Origin of the sequence: Comamonas testosteroni, assembly GCF_000761245.1 — a bacterium.
GTDB classification, from domain to species: Bacteria; Pseudomonadota; Gammaproteobacteria; order Burkholderiales; family Burkholderiaceae_C; genus Comamonas; species Comamonas testosteroni_C.
The window spans coordinates 1-1,448 of the sequence record NZ_AWOR01000102.1 but is presented as its reverse complement, the minus strand read 5'-3'; the positions used below and the strand labels follow the sequence as shown (position 1 = coordinate 1,448).

The window sequence follows — 1,448 nt, the reverse complement described above, 5'->3', positions numbered from 1 at the left end:
GCCAGCCCTTTCAAGGTCTTTTCGTTTTGGCAGCCTTGATTACCCTGTCCGTTGAAACATGCGCATTCACCGCCTTGCCTTGCACCCATGTCTTGGGTTTAGGCACCTTGGGGCCGCGGGGACTTTTCGCAACTTGTTTGGGTTGGATGTTTCTGGCCAGCTCCAACAAACGCTGGGCCAACTTTTCCACAGGGATGGCGGGAAGATATTCCGAGGGCAGTGCAATCTGCATTCCCTCATAACCACTCCTGACCTGGACCGCCAAGTGATAGATCGAGGCTTCCCAGCCATCAGGCTGGGTCTCCCGATGGGCTTGCTCCACGCTTCGCTTGAGTACAGCCAGGACGTTGTAGGCCAACACTGCCGTAGTGAACCCGAGCAAGGCGGCCTTTGGGCTGCCGAGAGTTTCGATTTCACTTTCCAGGATCGCTTCCAGTCGCTGGAACATACCTTCAATGCTCCAGCGGCGGCGATAGAGTTGCGCGATCTGCTCAGCGCTGACGCTTTCAGGCAAGTTGCTCCAGAACATCAAGCTGCTGTCACCCGAGTCTGTTGGCGAATGAAGCGTCAGTTCGACGCGCCGACATTGGTAACCGCCTCTGACCTGGATGATCTGCTCACGCACAGAGCCTGTTTCCACAGGCACGGATTCTTGCCACTCACCCTCTTGAATCAGGCGTGGATGTTTGGCTTGCTGGCGAATGACAAAGGACGTCTGGACCTGCTCACAAGCTTCCATTACCGGAAGCGTGCAGTAGAGTCGGTCAGCCAGCCACACCTGGCCCGGTTCAGCATTAGCCAACAGAGGCAACACGCAAACGCGCTCGCTGGCGTAGGCATCCTCACATGCCTGAAGGTCGATGACCTGATCGAGATCAGGATCGTAGACCACTACCGAAAAACCGGGACGAGCCGCACCTCGCTCCTGGCGTAGAGCCCCCAGACGCTTCTCAGTGGATGCCAGGTGATTGCCATCTACCACGCGAACCTGCCAGTCCGGCAGCATCGTCGTGCAACCCAGTTCTTTGATGGTTGGAGTCAGTCGTTGCGCACTACCGGTGACCAGAGCGCGCAATAGCGCGGGTTCAGTACGACTGATCTTGTCGTAAAGCGCCGCCAAGCTGACAGGGAGATCTTCCAGTTGCCGCGCGGCGGCGTGCAGGGATGGCTTCAAGCCCAATGAAACAAGGGACATCAGCTTGATTATGGTCGAGAACAGTAGTTCACGAGAATACTGCCGTTGCCGATGTTCTTCGAAGACCTGATCGACCCACTCAGGGGCAATAGCTTGTTCCAGCGCCAATTTGGCCATGACGCTGGCAGGTGCTTTTTTCTCGAAACGCGCTAGAACATCGGCCCACATCGTTTGGGATCCCTGAATGAAATTTCAGGGGATTTTACCGAAGACCTTGAAAGGGATGGCTGTCAGAGCGGAACCCTAGGTGGCC

At 56.4% G+C, this 1,448-nt stretch carries 1 protein-coding gene; it reads right to left on the bottom strand.

The features are described from left to right. Nucleotides 1–10: 10 nt before the first annotated feature. Complete coding sequence (locus P353_RS26320; RefSeq protein WP_080750695.1) at nt 11–1,312, bottom strand: IS4 family transposase; 1,302 nt, start codon at nt 1,310–1,312, stop codon at nt 11–13. Nucleotides 1,313–1,448: the final 136 nt, after the last annotated feature.